Consider the following 16,888-nt stretch of genomic DNA (forward strand, 5'->3'; position numbering starts at 1 on the left):
TGGTATGAAAATTTTTGATTTGGTGGTGATTGGTGGCGGTCCTGGTGGCTATGTGGCGGCTATTCGCGGGGCACAGTTGGGCATGTCTGTGGCCGTGGTTGAAGCGGATGAGCTAGGCGGTGTATGTCTTAATTGGGGTTGTATTCCTACTAAGGCACTACTTAAAAGTGCTGAACTAATCGATAAAATCAAGCAAGCAGACAAGTATGGTATTACCGTCAATGATTACAGCTTTGACTTGAGTAAAATGGTACAACGTTCACGCCAAGTGGCCGATAATTTAAACAAAGGCATTGGTCATTTATTGAAAAAGAATAAGGTTTCAGTTGTCTACGGGACTGCCAAATTGTTGGGGGCTGGTAAAATTGCTATTACCCCTGCAAATGGCGGCAAGAGTGCTGAGTCTAAGGAGCTACAAGCAAAGCACATTATTATTGCGACTGGAGCTACCCCGCGAGCAATCCCTGGCTTAGAGCCAGATGGCAAGTTTATTTGGAGTGCTAGAGACGCAATGACGCCCAAGCATATGCCTAAGTCTTTGCTGGTAATGGGGGCGGGTGCGATCGGCATGGAGTTTGCTAGCTTTTATAATTCTTTAGGGGTGCAGGTCACAGTTGTTGAAGCCTTAAACCATGTGTTGCCCGTAGAAGATGAAGAAATATCTAACTTTGCTGCTAAGGCATTCACCAAGCGTGGTATCGATATAAAGCTGGATACTAAGGTGTTAAAAGTTGAGCATCATGAAGGTGGGCTAAAGGTCCACCTTAAGAGTGGGAGTAGCCCCGCAGATGCACATCAGGAACTCGAGGTTGAATGCATCATTTCAGCTGTGGGTGTGGTGGGCAATACGCACTCTTTAGGTCTAGAAAACACTGCCGTTGAGCTTGAAAATAGTTTTATAAAAGTGGATCAGTGGCAGGCGACCCATGAAGCTAATGTGTATGCCATTGGCGATGTTGCTGGAGCCCCTTGCTTAGCCCACAAAGCCAGCCATGAAGGCATGATTTGCGTTGAAAAAATTAATGGCCTTGACCATGTGAATCCTCTCAACAAGGACTTAATACCAGGTTGTACCTATGGCAGCCCTCAAGTGGCTAGTGTAGGATTAACTGAAAATAAGGCACTCATAGCTGGCCACACCCTTAAAGTGGGCCGCTTCCCTTTGTCTGCCAGTGGTATGGCGATTGCTAGTGGAGACACTGAAGGCCTGATTAAAACCGTATTTGATGCCGATACAGGAGAGCTTTTAGGGGCCCATCTTATTGGTGCTGATGTGACGGAATTAATACAAGGTTTTGTGGTGGCTAAAAACATGGAAACCACAGAACAGGAACTGATGCATACGGTGTTTGCCCACCCTAGTATTTCAGAAGCGATGCACGAATCTGTATTGGATGCTTATGGTCGTGCCATACACATATAAATGTCTTTTGCGCTGACAGGATTAGCGCCTAACGCAAACCGAATTTCACAGTAATACCATGGAGTTACTCATGCCAACGTACATTTACCAAACCATAGTTGCTGGACCAAGTGGTGAACCTAGGCGGTTTGAACAGTTTCAAAAAATGAATGACCAAGCCTTAACTCATGACCCTGATACGGGTTTGGCCGTGCAGCGCGTCATTACCGGTGGTATTGGCGTAAGGCGCAATGGTTTAAAGCGCACCACAGTAGTTAATAAAAAGAGCGCAGCAGCCACAGCCTGCGGTTGTGTCACAGGGTGCACTCATCGCTGATAAATTAGTGCATCCCAGCAGTTGATATAATGACTGCAGCCTACCCCAAAGGCATCTGCCTTGGCCCAATGCAAAGCCCTTCCTAATGTTCCAGGGGCTTTAACAATAAGGTTTATTTAGTGATTACTGATCCATTATTCTATTTTTTTGCAGTGCCTGCAGTGCTTATTTTTGGCGTGGCTAAAGGGGGATTCGGTAATGCCATTGGTGTGGTCTGCGTGCCGTTAATGGCCATGGTCATAAGTCCCATGCAAGCGGCTGGTATTTTATTACCTATTTTGTGTGTAATGGATGTGTTTGCAGTACGCAAATTTTGGGGCCAATGGGATTCACATAACTTGAAGATTATGCTCCCATCAGCCCTGGTTGGAGTGCTGTTAGGCAGTTTAACTTTTAGCTATTTAAACGAATCTCATGTGCGTTTAATTATTGGTCTACTGGCACTGGCATTTGCACTAAACTTTTGGTTGAAGTATGAGTCGTCAATCCAACAAACCCCCAACCCTATCAAGGGTGCCTTTTGGTCTACGATTGCTGGCTTTACTAGTTTTGGCATTCACTCAGGCGGGCCTCCAGTCAACTTTTATTTGGTTCCACAAAAACTACACCCTACGGTGTTTATGGGCACATGCACCATATTCTTTGGCATTACCAACTATGTAAAGCTGATCCCCTATTTTTGGTTGGGGCAACTCGACAGTCAAAACTTACTGACTTCCTTGGTATTGTTACCCTTAGCTCCTATTGGTGTGAGCTTGGGTTATCACTTACACAAGCGAGTCTCACCACAGAAGTTCTATCAAATCTTCAACTTTTTCTTGTTTATAACGGGTTGTAAACTAACCTATGACGGCCTTGCTCTATTGTAGCTATAGTGTGAGGGTAGGGCTAAAGATGCCCACAGGCGCAGGCCTATGTTACTGTTACCTGTGCTGGCGGTGGGGCAGTGCTTTGTCTTACTTCAAGTTTAGGAGCCAGTAGCACCTTTTGTTTGGGAGCATCTTGATCTTCTATCGCGTTGAGTAATAAGCGTGCGGCTTGCTGCCCCATTTGTTCTGCCGGCATAGCTACTGTGGTCAAAGCTGGACTCAACATTTCGGCAAACGGCATACCGTTGTAACCCACAACAGATACTTGCTTAGGCACATTAATATTGTTGGCTAACAAATATTGTATCGCGCCGACAGCAATCAAGTCATTGCCTGCGATGATGGCGGTCGCCTCACACTTGTTATTCACAAAATGTTGAGCTGCTCTTTTACCTGCCTCAACCGTGAAGGCGGTGGCGTTAATAATGTCTACTTGGATATTTTGAGCTTGGCAATGCTGAATAAAGGCTTCCTTACGCTTAATCCCTTGCAATATATCTTGTGGACCAGCGATATGAGTAATGTGAGTGTGGCCAAGATCCACTAGGTGACCTATGGCGAGTTGGATGCCGTGGTTTTCATCATCCATGACTTGATGTATCAAGTGACCATCCTTAATAGAGCGGTTCACCGTCACTAAGGGGATATTGTTATCGATACAGAAGTTAACACTCGCATCCTGTAAGAAGGCACTGGCGATGATCACGCCGTCTACACGCCTAGAGACCAGCTTGCGCATTTCAGTAATGGCTTGATTTTGTTCATTATTAGTAAACAAGGTGAAGGTTACAAAGTTATGTTTTGCCAGGTATTCCTGTATGCCTTTAATAATGGGGGGGAATGCTGGGTTAAGGATGTCAGGAATAATTACGCCAACAGTATAAGTACGCTGATTGCGCAAACTTGCTGCTGCAAAATCCATGGTGTAACCCAGCTTATCAGCAGCACGTTTAACTTTGCTTACCACGTCACTACTGATCATGTTGCAGGTTTTAGGATTCAGTGCTCTAGATACCGTTGAGGTACTAATTCCCAAGTGCTGCGCCACATCTTTAATACGAACTCGACTACTCAACGATTAACCCCAGGTCAGTAAATTATAATCAACATTAATTATTGCACATTTGACACAACAAAAGGAGAGTAATAAAGACACGTTAGAGCCTCTAAGGTCCCCAGTTCGGTAGCGATATGCACCGAACTAGGTTTTATTTAGGCTGGAAAATTTTAACGACGATCAGTCTGTAGCTGTTCTCACTGTGGGCTGTTATTTTCGCCTATACTATTTTGGGTCAATTATTAGCTCAGGGATAATAATTATTGTCTCACTCTACCTAGGCTTTTAAACTTTTCAACAGTCGCTGTCGGAAACTATCTGTGTCGGCCAGTTTAAGTTGTCGTTGCTGTTTGTCCTCATACACCTTGGACATGCTTTGAAACAGTATAACTACCAGCAGCAAGCCTCCCATATACATTTGTGCAATATAGGCTGGGGTGACGTTAAACACTAAACCGGTGTTGAGAAAGTTCACCGTTAAAACGCCGACAAAAGCCCCAACAACGCCACCTTTTCCACCCAGAACACTCACGCCGCCAATAAAAGCAGCCACTGTGGCTGCCAAAAGCAAGTATTGCAAGCCTAGAGGTTGGGCTGTGCCCGAGCGCAAACCGATGATAGCACCACCAATACCTGCGCACAGGCCTGAAATAGCGAATACTATCATCATTGGGCGTTTCAAGCTCACTCCAGAGGCCACAGCCTCCTTACGAGCCCCTCCGATGGCATAAACCTCACGACCATATTTAGTGTAGCGCATAAATAATGCCACAAGCACAAATATTGCAAGCACTAAAAATGATGCAGGAGAAAAAATATAGAACACCTTCTCTTGAATAAAGTCTGGAATATCAAAGTCAGTTAACATCACTGTCTTTTCATCGGCGGCAAATAAAGTGATGCCACGCAGAAGCATTAGTGTGCCCACAGTTAACACGATAGCACGCACCTTTAGGTAGGCGATAAAGAAACCTTGGATCAAGCCAATGCTGGTGGCCACAGCCAAGGCAATTAAGATGGCGTTGGTTGCACCGATTGAATCAGTTAACCGCACCACAATGACGGCCGACAAGGCTGCATTGGAGCCGATAGACAAATCTATTTCGCCGGCAATAATGCATAAGGTTAAGGCCAAACCTACCAAGCCCAGTACGGCGAAGCGCTCCATAATGGCAAAACCAGTGTTAATGTTAAAAAACAATGGCTCATTGAAAGAGAAAAAAGCAAACACCAAAGCAGACAAAAGAATGGCAAAAGCCAAATCAGGGTCGTTACTGGTGATTTTTTTAAGGTTGAAAAATGTCATGTTGTTAGCCCTCAGAGCGGTTGTCTCTGCGTATGTAAGCAAATACTAAAATACTAAATACAATCATAAGTCCTACGGATAATACCCGAGGTCCGCTGTTGTAACCTTGCAACACCATCATGTTATCCACAGCCGATATAAAGACCGCACCTAAGCTAGTTCTTAACGTAGAACCGTAACCACCCATAATTGAGTTACCAGCCACCATGACGGTGGCAATAACTAAAATAGTGAAGTCGCCACTCGAACCAAATTCAGAGGAAAAGTAGTTTGCTTGGGCGCTGGACATCTGGGCAGAAAAAGCAACCGCAACAATGGCACAGCAAACTGAAGCGATCATGCAGACCTTGATGGCCATGCTTCTGTTTTCGTGGCCAGTAGCCTTGCCTGCGGCCCGGTTGGCACCAATTAAATACACTTGACGTCCAAAGCTGGTTTTACGTAACACTAACTCGGCTATTATAGCGATGACAATAAAGGTGATGGTGATATTAGGTATGCCCATCACAGAGCCAGTACCTAACCACTCGGCGTCATTGGGTCGTCGAAAAGAAATCACCAAGTTATCGCTCCACCAACTAGCAATGCCATACAAAATACCTGCAGCACCTAAGGTCACCACTATGGGGTTGCCCCCTCTACCGATCAGTAAGCCTTGTAAGCCACCTGAAATCATTGCAACCGCTACAGCGCCAGCCAGTGAAATGACAAACCCAAAATCGTGCGACATACTCGTGGCGAAAGTGATAATACACAGAGCTGCTGTTTCCTTCATGGATAACAAAAAGAAATTACCTGATAAAGTAACAAAGGTAAGTCCAATGCCCATGATGCCCACCAAGGCAGCATCACGCACGATGGTTTTAATATTAAATAGGGTCAAATAATTGTGCGTAGTAATGGCAAAGCCGATAAACACCAAAGCAATAATAGCTAAAAATATATTAAGGCCATTTTGCTTGACGATGTCTACGGCTGTACTTTTTCCGGCGCCGGCCGAACGTTTGCTCTCTGCAGCGGCGCTCATGATGCATCTCCTGTTAGTTGTAAGAAGGTTTCTGGGTTAGTGATTTCTTTGAGAATATTTTCGGTGTTCACCTTGTTGCCCTCTAGTTCACAGGTTAATGCACCCTTGTAGAAGGTGAGTACACGGCTGGGTAGTTCAGATATTTCAAGCAGGTCAGTAGAGGCGACGATGATGGACACCCCTGATTCTGCAAGTTCTACAAGCTTCTGATAAATTTCTGCACGAGCACCGACATCCACACCACGGGTGGGTTCGTCTACGAGTATTAGTCCAGGGTTAATGGAAAGCCATTTACCCAATGCCACTTTCTGTTGGTTACCACCGCTTAGAACTGAAGCCTCGTGGGGCAGGCGGCTGGGGTCTATAGTAAAGGACTCAGCGATGTCAGCACTGAGGGTGTTGCTTTTGGAGGTGTTAAGTATGCCTTTATCAGAAATGCGTTTTAGATTGGGAGCTGTTAAGTTTTCGGAAATTGGACGTCCTAAAAATAAACCATCGTGTTTGCGGTCTGGCGAGCAATAGGCAATGCCATAGGTAATGGCCACTTTTGATGACTTGGGCAAAAAAGACTTGCCACTAGACATATCAGTGATTAAACCGCAACGAACTGGATGGGAACCCGCAATGGCAGCCAATATTTCACCAGCACCACTGCCAAGCTGTCCCGCAAGGCCTAAAATTTCGCCTCTGTTCACATTGAAGGAAATAGGGCTTAATAAACCGTCGGGCCATAGGTCAGAAACTGTATAGGCTGTTGTGCCTTGGCTTTTCAGATTCTTGGGTGGAAACATGTCGCTTAATTCGCGCCCCAACATTAATGTCACCAAGTTGGGTACGTCTAATTCAGAAGCCAGTTTGGTTGCCTGGCTGGCACCGTCGCGTAACACCGTTACACGGTCGGCAATTTTGAAAATCTCGTCCAATCGATGGGACACATAAATGATTGACTTGCCATTCGCCTTGAGGCGATTAACCATGTTGAGTATGCGTTCACTGTCAGTTTCGCTCAATGCTGCTGTAGGTTCATCGAGAATGAGTAATTGGGGGTTATGAGCGACTAAGCGGGCGACTTCAACTAGATGGCTTTCGCCTACTGAAAGTCTATGAACGGGCGCTTTTGGGTCTATATCATTAAGCCCAACTTGATCTAAAAAGGGTCTAGCCAATTTGCTTAGGGTGCTTAAGGAGGCTATGGTCGGACCATGATTGCCGCCTAAGAAAATATTTTCTGCTACCGATAGGGTAGGGATTAGGCTTAACTCTTGTTGAGCAATAGCAATGCCTAGTGCTTGTGCTTTATTGGGAGAGCCAAGTTCAACCGCCCGTCCATCAACGAATACTTCGCCAGTGAAACCGCTATCAAAGCCGCTCATGATTTTCATTAGGGTGGATTTTCCTGCGCCATTCTCTCCTACCAAGCCCAATACTTCGCCTCGGTTGATTTGGATATCAACGCCTTTGAGCGCTTTAATGGAGCCAAAATGCCGTTTTATCCCCTTGAGCTCAAGCCATGGAGCATTAGTCATATCAATAGGTCCTTGTTGGATTAGTCTGGTCTAAAATGATTTATATAGCGGGATCCAGGTCTACCTGATCACAGAAAATAAAGCATCTGAGGACGTTTTCAAACGTTACTTTTTTTAAAAAATTATTAAAAAAGCGCCCGGCTGGGCGCTTTAATTCAAACACCAACAGGGATCAACCCGTCTGCTTAATTCCAAGCACCAGAGCAAAGCTCTTCGATAGCGTATACTTTACCGTCATAACCTTTCAATGCCACTGTGTCCATGTTGGACTGGGTAATTGGTGGGTTAGGTGTAAAGTTGATGTAGTTTTCAAGCTTACCAGTAGCAAGGTACTCTTCTACTAGCTTGATAGCCAACTGACCTTCATGCAATGGAGACTGCAAAGTTGTACCGTATTGCTTACCTTCTTCTAGCAACTGCTTGTCACCGTTACATACGGTACCCACTGCAATCACGTCTTCGCCCATTTTGTAGCCAGCTTCTTCTAAAGCTTTAAGGCCACCTGTTAAAATGGCGTCATCCATGCCGTATACGAAGTCAATGCCCTGATCTTTCAATTTTGCAACCAGTTTGGCAGCACCTTTATACCCATTTGCTTGGCCAAAACCTTCGTCAACTTCACCGATTAGGTTCAAGTCTGAGCCTTCAATGGCTGCGTTAAACGCGTCCATAGAAAGACCGTAGCCACCGTAAGATTGTGGGTAGGTTAATGCAACGACGTTAAACCCTTTACCGCCAGCGGCTTTCTTTTCTTTAGCGGCTTGTACCATCATGACACCAGCGTTACGAGCACGCAAACGGTCATCTGGGCCTGCATAACCAAAGATGTACTTTTTGTCTTGGTCATTTGGCAACTGGTTAATTTTTAGAACCGGTACACCCGTCTTATGCATAGCCCGCAAAGAGCCTAAGCCTGCAACTGCATCAGAAGGCCACCAAATGAAAACGTCAGGTAACTGGCCAGTAGCCAACACTTGCTGTACTTGCTGGTCTTGCTCTGCCTGATTAAACTGGTTTTCATACACCTTGATATCGAAGCCTTTTAATTCGGCAGTGGCTTTAATGCCTTTGATGAATTTGCCGATATAGGCTTCACCAGCTGGACCGTTAAACGACACAATAGAGGCTGCTAGTGCACTCATGCTCAACGTGCCTGCTAACACAGCAGTACCGAGTGTAGCTATGAGAGTTGATTTTGTAGTCATAATTTATACCTAAGTTATTTTTATTTATATGCAATCGATTGCATAATTAATATAAACATATGCTTTTTTTAAAGTCAATTTAAATTATGAATAAATTGTAACCTTATCGCGTTTTTTAAACTGGGCTTCATGCTAAATAATTTTTTATTACCATTTTCATTTTATCATTAATTCAATATTAACAATGATTTATAGTGTTTTTATGTGTGATTGGCAACTGAGTTATGACCTAAGTATAAGTTTTTAGATTGATTGCATAGTCGCAGATTAAAGTGTTTTGTCACCTTTTATATTTTTATTTAGTTAAGTTAGATTTTTATTTCTTCTTAATCTTTATCAACTTAAGCTTAATTTGATGCAATCGTTTGCTTTTAAGTCTACTTCAATTTAGCGTGATTTAATCAGACAAGGAACTTAGACCATTTAGCGCCACCAACCTTTCTGTACTCAAGTTCTACTGCCAGCAACAGAGTTAAAAAAACCAAGGGTAATTGGGATTGGTATCAGTCAACTGGATTATTAAACGGCTGACATATGTTTATTCACAGGAAGGTTGGCGGTCCGTCAATCTCCGCACTGTGCTTAATAAACCTAGCCAAGTTCAAGGTAAAGTAAGCCACCCATAATGAATGTCAACCCAAAAGCCACATAGCCTGCAATACTAGGGGAGATGCACATCCGATTGTAAGGGATACCCACAATACTTGGATGTTTTGATAAGATCATCATTGGCCAGCGCTGCCAAACTATAGATAGCTTGGCCACGAAAGCTTGAAACTGGAGGCCATGGTAATTTCTCCTGTGCTATAACTTTTTTCCCTGTATTAGGTTGAGCGACTAATTACAGGCGAAATTTTTGTGCGTTTCTTGGTCATGAGTTAGTGTGGGAATGACCATTTAACAACACATAAGAGCATGTGACATTTATAACCAGACTGCGTAACTTGCATGACGGGTTCGCTAACCGGAGCTGCAATGAATTCGTTGATCTTTAGGGTCAAGTGATCTGGCATCTGTGCCTAAGAAGACCTACCTACCCTAACGTTAATCGACAACTTATCGAGCCGAACTTGCGCTCTTTTTAGACCAGCTGCCACGCTATATGTACGGACTAAAATTGAATGAATTTCCTCACCAAGTATTTTAATAATATCAAAATATTCTGGGATTGGGGGCCTGACTCCAGTTTGCACTTGACCTTTACGCTCTAATTCATCAACCAGTTCCACCACTGGGCTCACCATTTTTACCTCGGGGTCTGCACTGGTTGAATAACGAGTGCTCGAATAGTTGCCGTTTAAAGCATACCATTTGATAAGCTCAGGCCTAGTTAAGTATTTCATGACACGCCATGCAGTATCTTGTCTTTCCTTGCTCATATTGTTGGGAATGGCTAAGGAGAAACCCCCAATGGGCGACACTGAAGCCACACCAAGTGCGCTAGGTGGCGCGCAATAACCTACCTGCTGAGCAACGGTTGTGTAATCACTTAACTCCACCATAGATGCTCGGATGGACCAACCATATGTCATTGCAGCTTCTCCTTTAGCAAAAGTACGGATTCGCTTATCCCAATCGCAACTTAGGCTGCATGGGTGGGCATAATCGAGTAACTCTAAAAGATATTCCATCGTCTTTTTGCCCACCTCGGTGTCGACTCTTGGGCGTCCTTGATTAAATAACCCATTCGACTCTGTGCTTTGTAACATGATGCTTTGGCCCATAGACGCCATAGTCTGCATGAAAGTATGGGCTATGGGAGTACCTATCCCATAGTTCATGACAATACCACTTAAGCCCGGCTGTACCTGATGCAATTTCTGTGCGGCTTGCAAAACATCGTCAACTTGCTGCGGCGGGCAATCAATATCAAACTCTTCAAACAGATCGGTACGGTATAAAAATACCTCGCTAGTGGATTGAATAGGAATACCATATTGGTCACTCTGGTAAGCTGATCCCTGCCAGGCCGCATTATGAAAATCTGTAAAATTGAATTTCTCTTCATCGATTCTATCATTCAGAGGCACTATTATTTTTTTAGCAACAAATTCACCTAAACAAGGCAAATCAAAGGCAATGAGATCGTACTCAGACTGCTCTAATAAAGCGTTACGAATAGACTCTTTCCGGAGATCATCAAGATTCATCACCACCATTTCTACAGGGCCACCGCAAAATTCATTAATTTGACGAGGATTACCTGCCAGAAAATTAAAAGTTGGATCAGTCGGGCCTAATATGCGTAGCTTTTTATCAAAACCGACCCCAAAACTTAAGGCTGAAGGAAAGGATAGGGTGCTAGACGCCATATAAGAAGCACCAAAATAAAAGTCATCCAACGACTTGCCACCCTCATTAAAACCGAAAGTAACGCCGATGTGAGATTTAAGCTGAAATGCATATTCTTCAAATCTGCCGATTAGCTGTTTGGAGGGGTGTAAGGAAAAAGACTTTCCAGTTTTGGAGCGTTGACGCTTTAGTATGTATCCTTCATCTATTAACTCATTGATTCGACGTATAGCAGAGCCATAAGGTACATTGGCTGCCATCGTCAAGGCTGTTTGGGTAAGGATTTTGCCTTCAAGATGACGGCGCATCGCATACAAAATGATGTTCCAACGAGAATCCACACCAGCCAAGGTGTTTTTTCCCTGCGCCATACACTGTATTTTTTCTACAAATTCTAGAATAGAAAGCAGCTCAGTTTGGGTCATGGCGCCACCGATTAAATTGATAAATTAAAGATATGTTACCTAGGTGAGTTATGGAAGTCATCCTTAAATAGAATTGCCCCGGCTAGGGTCCCTACTAGCCACTGTTATTGATTAGGTGGTGGAGCAATAACGGGTTGCAACACAAAGTTGGGCGCCAATAATAGACTCTGTTTTTTGTTGTCATGTCTAGGAATATACTGGCGCAATGGCCTTACGTTCTTTAACTGATCGATTACAAGCAAGGGCTATCGCTAGAGCACTGCGACCATCATATTGATTACAATCTATAGACTTTTTGTTTTGTACCGCATAAATAAATTCATCTATGATAATGCAATATGATTGTTTATAACGCTCTAGGAAAAAGTATTCTAGTGGCGACGCCATATTAGTTTGGGTGTCAGAATAGCTAAGTAACGAATGTTCATGTTGGTTTTGTGTTTGTAGCATGCCCTTGGAACCAAAGGCTTCTATGCGCTGATCAAACCCGTACACGCTCCGCCGGCTATTGTTTACATGGCAAATGGTTCCACTAGGCATCAGCATCATGGTCATGCTGGTGTCGATATCACCAAGTTCACCAATTTTGGGGTCAACTAGACAGGATCCAGTGGCCATGACTTCAAGAGGCAACTCTTGGCTGATCCAACAAATCAAATCGATATCATGCACTGTGCTGTCAATAAAATAACCCCCAGAACTTTGTAGGTAGTTGACTGGAGGTGGACACGGATCTCGGCTAGTAAGTAGCAACATATTAAGATGGCCTACGTCTCCCGCTAATACGCGTTGTCGAAGTTGGCTAATTTGTGGGTCGAAGCGGCGGTTAAAACCCAACATAAAAGGTATCGGACACTGGGCTAAGGTCTCTAAGCACTGATCGACCCTTTGTATATCTAGATCAATGGGCTTTTCACAAAACACCGCTTTTCCTGCTTTTGCCGCCATAGTCACAATGTCTAAATGAGTAGGTGTGGGGCTAGCGATAATAATGGCATCGACGGCCTCGTTATTGATTACCACACTAATCTCTGTGCACGCATGTGCTTGGTATTTATGGGCTAGTTTGGATGCCGATTCTAGTGTTCTACCGACCACATAAACAAGCTTGCAATGTTCATTTTTCGCCACATTATGGCAATATATTTGCCCCATACGACCAGCACCAATCACCGCAATATTAATCATGCCCTGGCATCCTCAACAATCATCGCCGCACCTTTTTCTCCAATCATCACGGCGGTGGCATGGGTATTAGCCGAGACCACGTTGGGCATAATAGACGCATCAACTACCCGCAAACCAATTAACCCGCGCACTCTTAAACGGTAATCCACAACAGCATCTTCTTGTTCTATTGTACCCATGCGGCAGGTCCCTGCGCCATGTAGCAAAGACAAACCATTTTTCCGACAGTGAGCTTCCAGTTCTGCATCCGTTTTTGGACCTGGCCCAGGCGCAATCTCGCTTTTCACAAACCCATCCATGGGTGCTGTTTGGGCGATTTTTCGGGCCTGTTTGAGGCCTGCAATCGCCGCATCAATATCATCTTGATGTTTAAGAAAGTTAAATTTAATAATTGGTGCGTCTTGTTTTCTGGAAGTCTTGACATGGCAGGAGCCTCTGGATTTTGGTCGAATATGTTCAGCTAAAATTGTAAAACCAGAAAACGGCTTGGGCTTCAAATCTTCACCCGTATTCCACGCCATTAAAGTAATCATCATATCTGGGGTTTTAATATGGGGCGCTGTGGTAATGAAGGTATTGGAGTAATTACCATTGTCGGCAAAGGGACCGGTTTTAAATAACAAATAGCGCAATAATTGTAAGCCGCCTAAAATCGGGTTATTGTATAAATCGTTAACGGTAACTTTTTTGCTGCAGTGATATTCTGCACTGATACCAAAGTGATCCTGAAGGTTTTCCCCCACCCCTGGTAGCTCGTGCTGAACTTCAATACCTGCTTTCTCAAGCACCTCTCGCTTGCCTATACCGGACAATTCTAGAATCTGTGGTGAGTTGAAAACACCACCACAAACAATGACTTCTTTAGTCACAAAGCTCTCATAGTTTCCAGACTTGTTGCTCCAACGAACACCCGTCGCTACGCCGTTCTTTAGAATAATGTTCTCGACCATTGCACCAAGCTGCACTGTAATATTTTGCATTGCAGGCCCAGTTAAAAATCCCGACGCAGTACTCCAGCGCCTTTGCTTTTTAGTATTGATTTGTACATAGCCTGTACCGACTTGGTCTGCACCGTTAAAGTCATTGTTGCGGGGGGAGCCGAGCGCCTCAGAAGCGCTGTGGAAGGCTTCACCCAAAGCATGATTAGAGGGTAAATCGGAAACTTCCAAGGGGCCACCCACACCATGGAATTCGCTTGCCCCACGTTGTTGATTTTCTGATTTTTTAAAATAGGTCAGCACTTCCTCCCAGCCCCACCCAACACAACCTTGGGCTTCCCAGGAATCAAAATCTTGTGCCTGACCGCGCATATAAATCATGCCGTTAATGGAACCAGACCCACCAAGCACTTTACCCCTTGGCTGGAATAGAGGTCGGTTATTCAATTCTGGCTCTGGTTCGCTCGTATAGCACCAATTAACCTTTGGATTGTTGTACAGCTTAGAGTAGCCCAATGGAATTTTTATCCAAGGGCTATTATCCTTCCCCCCCGCTTCCAATAATAATACTTTGTATCCAGCTTCGCCCAGGCGGCCAGCAACTACGCAGCCTGAGGAACCCGCACCTATAACGATATAGTCGTATTTACTTTCCATTTTATTCAATATGCTCCTTGATGCTAACCCATTGTCCAGTGTCCGCAGATGACTGCATAGCAGCGATGGTGCGTTGGACTTGGTAGCCTTCTTGAAAATCTGTAAAGAGTGGTTCGCCATTTAACATCGCATTAATAAGTTCGGCCACCTCGATCACTTTTAAATCATTAAATCCGATGTGGTGGCCTGGCGCTGGGCAAAATTGATCGTAGGGGGGATGCTGGGCGCCTGTTTCTATTTTGGTAAATCCAGTTTCAGAACTATTTTGAATAGGCTTATAAACGTGGATTTCATTCATTCTTTCTTGATTAAAATGAATGGCCCCAAGGGTGCCCGTAATTTCGAAGGACAGGTCCATATTGCGCCCTGTCTGCAGCCAGCAAACATCAATACTGCCGATACAGCCGCTAGCAAACTCCACCAAGATATGTGATACATCATCAACTTGAACCGGGAGCATTTCATAACTTCCAAGTTCGCGTGGCCTGTCTTTGACCACCGTTTTTTGGTGTGCATTCACTTTGCTTATAGGGCCCAAAAAATAACGAGCTAATGATGTTATATGGCTGCCTATATCAGCTAATGCACCTCCCCCTCGGGGGTGGGTCCTAAATGAATGGGGTTGGCATGGGTCACCCATATAGTTTTCGGCATGAGTCCCGCGAAAGCTTACAATGTCGCCTAGGTCACCTCGTTCTATCATGTTTTTAGCCATTTTAAAGAGCGGGTTGCGTAAAAAATTAAACCCCACTTGAGTAACGATTCCGGCGTTATTAGCCGCATCTACCATACGCATAGCCGACTCCAAAGTTGTCGACAGAGGTTTTTCACAATAAATTGTTTTGCCATGGCTTGCAGCAAGGATAGCCATTTCCTCATGCAGGGCATTGGGGGATGTTATCGCAATAATATCTATGTTTGGGTCAGCTACCATGTCCTGCCAGCAGTCTGTACTTGAAATAAAACCGAGAGCGTCTGCGTTATCCTGCGCCAGCGCTTTGTTGATATCTGCTAAACAAGTAAGCTCTATATTGACTGGAAGATTAAATAAACTGCTTACGTTGCGAAAAGCATTAGCGTGACAACGGCCCATAAATCCAGACCCAATTAAGCCAACGCGAATGGTAGGTTTATCTTTTAATCCCATGTGGACTTCCCTCAGATCTGCCTAGTCGTTGGCTTCCTATAAAAAGCCAAGTTCGATTATTGTTATGAGTTATGGAACCACCCAAAATATGATTTTTCTCAACCCTGTTGAAGAAAAAACTAGAGAAAATGGTTCCAATTTTTTTTAATTCTGTGATCAATTTAACCCGTCGTGAAAGGCTTCTCTCAACCAGAGAAGCCTTTGTCTAAGGGCTTTCGATGCCTAGATCAATAGGCAATTGTTCGTCTAAAAATCCATACTCTGGTAAATTAACTAGCAAACGGTTCGTTAGTCGATTGCGTTAAATGATAACGACCCGTTTACTACCAAACTACCAACTTGGACGTTCGAATTGGTTAACGTTGTTAGCTTGGATTTTTGGAGTTTCGATTTGGGCTAAAACGGGTACATCAATACCATGGGCAATTTTTACTGCAGTTTGAATTGCTAATATTGCATCATCTTCTGCTGATTGCTTGTTGGAGCCAGTTTCCCAGCCAGTTTTGATAGCGTCCCAACCTTCACCAAATAAGTTACAGGTTACAACCTTTACGTCACCAGGTTTTTTGCCTTTAGCTTGTAATGCACTAATAATACCTAAACCCATACCATCATCAAACGCATAAACACCATCAATGTCGTTACCAAACTTGGTTAAGAAGGTTTCCATAACAGTCTGTGCCTTTTCACGACTCCAATCGGCTGATTGGCTAGCAAGGATGTTGACGTTGGGGTATGCATCTTCTATTTTATCGAGAAAACAGTTCTTTCGAAGAATCGAAACGCTGTAACCTGGCGTACCTTCAACGACAACAATATTACCTTTTCCGTTGAGTGAATCCCCCAACATTTCTGCTGCTTGTTCTGCCTGAGCACAATCGTCTGGACCTGTGTGTGCTTTAATATATCGACGACCAGCCTCTCCAATAGGTGAGTTTGACGTAATAACAGGGATGCCCGCGCGCGCTGCTTGACGCACAGCAGGTATAAGAGCATTCTGGGAGGTTGGCCACAATACAATGACGTCCAAATTTTGAGAGACCATATCCTCAATTTGGTTGAACTGTACAGCTGGGTCACCTTGAGGATCCATCACTGTCGCATCTATGCCAAGTTCTTTTGCATAACTGACCGCTGTTTCCGCATATTTTGCTTGATAGGCATTGGAGCCTGGGTATAGCACGGTAATACCAATCCGGGTTTCGGAAAGTGGTTTTGTCAACTTACCTCCCAACCAATCAGGTGCATTGGCCGCTTGAACTGCACTAGTTAGCAGGCCAGCACACAATAATCCAGCAATCGAAATTGCTGATGTTGTTCTTATTTTATTCATCACTTTGTACTCCGTTAAATTATTAATCGTACAACCTAAGCCTTATATGCTTTGGCCTATTTATATCACCATAGCTGGCAAGTAGGTCGCAATACTCAGTATATCCAAATTGGATATTTTATTAAAAATCTTAAAAATGGGTTCTATTGGTGATGTTGGTTTTTTTATGAGCGATGGCT

At 44.1% G+C, this 16,888-nt stretch carries 13 protein-coding genes; 3 read left to right on the top strand and 10 right to left on the bottom strand.

The features are described 5' to 3' along the window. The first annotated feature begins 4 nt into the window (after positions 1–4). The 3 genes from lpdA (at position 5) to ABXT42_RS03705 (ending at position 2,608) form a co-directional block, all read left to right on the top strand. Positions 5–1,423, top strand: coding sequence for a dihydrolipoyl dehydrogenase (gene lpdA / locus ABXT42_RS03695; RefSeq protein WP_443629019.1), 1,419 nt, complete (start codon positions 5–7; stop codon positions 1,421–1,423). Positions 1,424–1,493: 70 nt separating this feature from the next. Then, the gene (locus ABXT42_RS03700) at positions 1,494–1,739 is read left to right on the top strand and encodes an FmdB family zinc ribbon protein (RefSeq protein ID WP_443629020.1); all 246 of its coding nucleotides are present in this window, start codon (positions 1,494–1,496) and stop codon (positions 1,737–1,739) included. Positions 1,740–1,858: 119 nt separating this feature from the next. Further along, the gene (locus ABXT42_RS03705) at positions 1,859–2,608 is read left to right on the top strand and encodes a sulfite exporter TauE/SafE family protein (protein WP_443629021.1); all 750 of its coding nucleotides are present in this window, start codon (positions 1,859–1,861) and stop codon (positions 2,606–2,608) included. Between the two features lie 43 nt (positions 2,609–2,651). Here the strand turns inward: ABXT42_RS03705 and ABXT42_RS03710 are convergent, their stop codons facing one another. From ABXT42_RS03710 to ABXT42_RS03755, 10 genes are all read right to left on the bottom strand, one after another. Next, positions 2,652–3,683: a LacI family DNA-binding transcriptional regulator gene (locus ABXT42_RS03710; RefSeq protein WP_443629022.1), complete on the bottom strand. Its 1,032-nt coding sequence runs from the start codon at positions 3,681–3,683 to the stop codon at positions 2,652–2,654. A 259-nt stretch (positions 3,684–3,942) separates the two neighbouring features. Next, positions 3,943–4,971: an ABC transporter permease gene (locus tag ABXT42_RS03715; RefSeq protein ID WP_443629023.1), complete on the bottom strand. Its 1,029-nt coding sequence runs from the start codon at positions 4,969–4,971 to the stop codon at positions 3,943–3,945. Positions 4,972–4,975: 4 nt separating this feature from the next. Next, entirely contained in the window at positions 4,976–5,998 is a 1,023-nt protein-coding gene (locus ABXT42_RS03720) for an ABC transporter permease (protein WP_443629024.1), read from the bottom strand. Beyond that, a complete protein-coding gene (locus tag ABXT42_RS03725) occupies positions 5,995–7,524 on the bottom strand; it encodes a sugar ABC transporter ATP-binding protein (protein ID WP_443629025.1) in 1,530 nt (509 codons plus the stop codon). Before ABXT42_RS03725 ends, ABXT42_RS03720 begins: the two co-directional genes overlap by 4 nt. Positions 7,525–7,709: 185 nt before the next feature. Then, positions 7,710–8,729 (bottom strand): sugar ABC transporter substrate-binding protein, encoded by a 1,020-nt coding sequence (locus ABXT42_RS03730; protein WP_443629026.1) that lies wholly within the window; start codon positions 8,727–8,729, stop codon positions 7,710–7,712. Positions 8,730–9,748: 1,019 nt separating this feature from the next. Further along, positions 9,749–11,446, bottom strand: a complete 1,698-nt coding sequence (locus ABXT42_RS03735) for an extracellular solute-binding protein (RefSeq protein WP_443629027.1) — start codon at positions 11,444–11,446, stop codon at positions 9,749–9,751. Between the two features lie 186 nt (positions 11,447–11,632). Beyond that, entirely contained in the window at positions 11,633–12,634 is a 1,002-nt protein-coding gene (gene iolG / locus ABXT42_RS03740; protein WP_443629028.1) for an inositol 2-dehydrogenase, read from the bottom strand. Beyond that, positions 12,631–14,229, bottom strand: a complete 1,599-nt coding sequence (locus ABXT42_RS03745; protein ID WP_443629437.1) for a GMC family oxidoreductase — start codon at positions 14,227–14,229, stop codon at positions 12,631–12,633. The genes iolG and ABXT42_RS03745 overlap by 4 nt, the downstream gene beginning before the upstream one ends. Position 14,230: 1 nt before the next feature. After that, positions 14,231–15,376: a Gfo/Idh/MocA family protein gene (locus ABXT42_RS03750; protein WP_443629029.1), complete on the bottom strand. Its 1,146-nt coding sequence runs from the start codon at positions 15,374–15,376 to the stop codon at positions 14,231–14,233. Between the two features lie 331 nt (positions 15,377–15,707). Next, positions 15,708–16,709, bottom strand: coding sequence for a sugar ABC transporter substrate-binding protein (locus ABXT42_RS03755; RefSeq protein ID WP_443629030.1), 1,002 nt, complete (start codon positions 16,707–16,709; stop codon positions 15,708–15,710). Positions 16,710–16,888 lie beyond the last annotated feature (179 nt).

The sequence above is a fragment of the Candidatus Njordibacter sp. Uisw_002 genome (assembly GCF_047730155.1).
Lineage (GTDB): Bacteria > Pseudomonadota > Gammaproteobacteria > Pseudomonadales > Balneatricaceae > Njordibacter.

Excerpts from the sequence above, each read along its gene's own strand:
- ABXT42_RS03735 (WP_443629027.1), bottom strand. The coding sequence starts at position 11,446 with ATGACCCAAACTGAGCTGCTTTCTATTCTAGAATTTGTAGAAAAAATA.
- ABXT42_RS03745 (WP_443629437.1), bottom strand. The coding sequence starts at position 14,229 with ATGGAAAGTAAATACGACTATATCGTTATAGGTGCGGGTTCCTCAGGC.
- ABXT42_RS03755 (WP_443629030.1), bottom strand. The coding sequence starts at position 16,709 with ATGAATAAAATAAGAACAACATCAGCAATTTCGATTGCTGGATTATTG.
- lpdA (WP_443629019.1), top strand. The coding sequence starts at position 5 with ATGAAAATTTTTGATTTGGTGGTGATTGGTGGCGGTCCTGGTGGCTAT.
- ABXT42_RS03715 (WP_443629023.1), bottom strand. The coding sequence starts at position 4,971 with ATGACATTTTTCAACCTTAAAAAAATCACCAGTAACGACCCTGATTTG.
- ABXT42_RS03750 (WP_443629029.1), bottom strand. The coding sequence starts at position 15,376 with ATGGGATTAAAAGATAAACCTACCATTCGCGTTGGCTTAATTGGGTCT.
- ABXT42_RS03725 (WP_443629025.1), bottom strand. The coding sequence starts at position 7,524 with ATGACTAATGCTCCATGGCTTGAGCTCAAGGGGATAAAACGGCATTTT.
- ABXT42_RS03700 (WP_443629020.1), top strand. The coding sequence starts at position 1,494 with ATGCCAACGTACATTTACCAAACCATAGTTGCTGGACCAAGTGGTGAA.
- ABXT42_RS03730 (WP_443629026.1), bottom strand. The coding sequence starts at position 8,729 with ATGACTACAAAATCAACTCTCATAGCTACACTCGGTACTGCTGTGTTA.
- ABXT42_RS03720 (WP_443629024.1), bottom strand. The coding sequence starts at position 5,998 with ATGAGCGCCGCTGCAGAGAGCAAACGTTCGGCCGGCGCCGGAAAAAGT.
- iolG (WP_443629028.1), bottom strand. The coding sequence starts at position 12,634 with ATGATTAATATTGCGGTGATTGGTGCTGGTCGTATGGGGCAAATATAT.